Below are 2243 nucleotides of genomic sequence, written 5' to 3'. Positions count from 1 at the left end.
ATGATAATGGCGAATATAAGCTAATCGAGCGTAATAAAAAAGCAATTTCTCTTAAGCAATTAAAAGCGAAAAATGGTGTATTAAAGAAAAATAGCGGAGCGAGCTTAATTGATTTAGGCGACGGCATCCTTTGCTTAGAGTTCCATTCGAAGAGCAATGCAATCGGTATGGATATTACGCAAATGATTAACTACGCTGTTGATGAAGTAGAAAAGAATTATAAGGGTCTTGTTATCGGTAACCAATCGAAGAACTTCTGCGTTGGTGCGAACCTAGCAATGATCTTAATGGAAGCGCAAGATGACAACTACTTTGAAATTGAGTGGGTTGTGAAAAACTTCCAAGATGCAATGACGAAAATTAAGTACTCTTCTAAGCCAGTTGTAGCAGCACCATATGGTATGACGCTTGGCGGAGGTACAGAAGTTTGCTTACCAGCAGCTAGCATTCAAGCTTCTAGTGAAACGTATATGGGCTTAGTAGAAGTTGGTGTTGGCTTAATCCCTGGCGGAGGCGGTAATAAAGAGTTATACATTAAACACTTAAATAAAATGCCAAACGGTGTAGAGTTTGATCTGCAAAAAGTTGCGAATAAAGTGTTCGAATCTGTAGCGATGGCGAAAGTTTCTACATCAGCACAAGAAGCTGTATCGAACAACTTCTTAGGCGATAAAGACGGTATTAGTGTGAATGGTGATCACTTACTATATGATGCGAAACAGAAAGCACTTGCTTTATATGAAGCTGGCTATAAAGCACCGATTCGTAAAAAGATACCAGTTGTTGGTGAAACAGGATATGCAACTCTTGTACTTGGTGCAGAAGCAATGCATTTATCAGGTTACATTTCTGAACATGATCTTCACATTGCGAAGAAACTTGCATATGTCATTGCGGGCGGAAAAGTGCCGTACGGAACAGAAGTTGATGAGCAGTATTTATTAGATGTAGAACGTGAAGCATTTATTAGCTTAGTAAGTGAGATGAAATCACAAGCAAGAATGCAGCACATGCTTGTAAAAGGAAAGCCATTACGTAACTAATAACGAGGGGAGATATCGTTCATGAGAGAAGCTGTCATTGTTGCGGGAGCAAGAACACCAATTGGAAAAGCAAAGAGGGGTTCATTAAAAACAGTTCGTCCTGACGATCTAGGGGCGTTAGTAGTAAAGGAAACGTTAAAGCGTGCAAATTATGAAGGACCAATCGATGATTTAATTTTCGGTTGTGCGATGCCAGAAGCAGAACAAGGTTTAAATATGGCTCGTAATATCGGCGGACTAGCAGGACTTTCTTACGATGTTCCAGCTATTACAATTAACCGTTACTGTTCTTCTGGTTTACAAAGTATCGCTTACGGAGCAGAGCGCATTATGCTTGGTCACTCTGAAGCTGTATTATCAGGCGGAGCGGAATCAATGAGTTTAGTTCCAATGATGGGACACGTTGTTCGTCCGAACAGTCGCCTTGTAGAAGCAGCTCCAGAATATTATATGGGTATGGGACATACAGCAGAGCAAGTTGCTGTGAAATATGGAATTTCTCGTGAAGAGCAAGATGCATTTGCAGTAAGAAGTCATCAACGTGCTGCCAAAGCATTAGCGGCAGGAAACTTTGCTGATGAAACAGTATCTGTAGATGTGACATTACGCTCGGTTGGCTCAAACAATAAACTGCAAGAAGAAACAATCATTTTCGCACAAGACGAAGGTGTAAGAGCAGAGACGACGCTAGACATTTTAGGTAAATTACGTCCAGCATTTAACGTTCGCGGTTCTGTAACAGCTGGTAACTCTTCACAAATGAGTGACGGTGCAGCATCTGTACTATTAATGGATCGTGAAAAAGCAGTGAGCGATGGCATGAAGCCACTTGCGAAATTCCGTTCATTTGCAGTAGCTGGCGTACCACCAGAAGTAATGGGAATCGGCCCAATCGCTGCAATTCCAAAAGCGTTAAAACTAGCTGGCTTAGAGCTATCTGATATTGGCTTATTCGAACTAAATGAAGCATTCGCTTCTCAATCGATCCAAGTTATTCGTGAACTTGGTTTAGATGAAGAAAAAGTAAACGTAAACGGTGGTGCAATCGCACTTGGACATCCACTTGGCTGTACAGGAGCAAAACTAACACTATCTCTTATTCACGAAATGAAACGCCGCAACGAACAATTCGGTATCGTAACAATGTGTATTGGCGGCGGAATGGGAGCAGCGGGAGTGTTTGAATTACTATAAAAAGTG

2 protein-coding genes are annotated in these 2243 nt (G+C 41.3%); both read left to right on the top strand.

Annotated elements, in window-relative coordinates; genetic code table 11:
• Nucleotides 1-1043: enoyl-CoA hydratase/isomerase family protein (locus tag MR170_RS30395; RefSeq protein ID WP_242310598.1), on the top strand; the 1043-nt coding region annotated here is incomplete at its 5' end.
• Nucleotides 1044-1064: 21 nt separating this feature from the next.
• The gene (locus MR170_RS30390; RefSeq protein ID WP_001206331.1) at nucleotides 1065-2237 is read left to right on the top strand and encodes an acetyl-CoA C-acetyltransferase; all 1173 of its coding nucleotides are present in this window, start codon (nucleotides 1065-1067) and stop codon (nucleotides 2235-2237) included.
• Nucleotides 2238-2243 lie beyond the last annotated feature (6 nt).

Origin of the sequence: Bacillus cereus group sp. BfR-BA-01524 (assembly GCF_022662595.1) — a bacterium.
Taxonomy (GTDB): Bacteria; Bacillota; Bacilli; order Bacillales; family Bacillaceae_G; genus Bacillus_A; species Bacillus_A thuringiensis_S.
The sequence above is the reverse complement of the archived record's forward strand: the minus strand, read 5'-3'. Positions and strand labels throughout refer to the sequence as shown.

Excerpts from the sequence above, each read along its gene's own strand:
- MR170_RS30390 (WP_001206331.1), top strand. The coding sequence starts at position 1,065 with ATGAGAGAAGCTGTCATTGTTGCGGGAGCAAGAACACCAATTGGAAAA.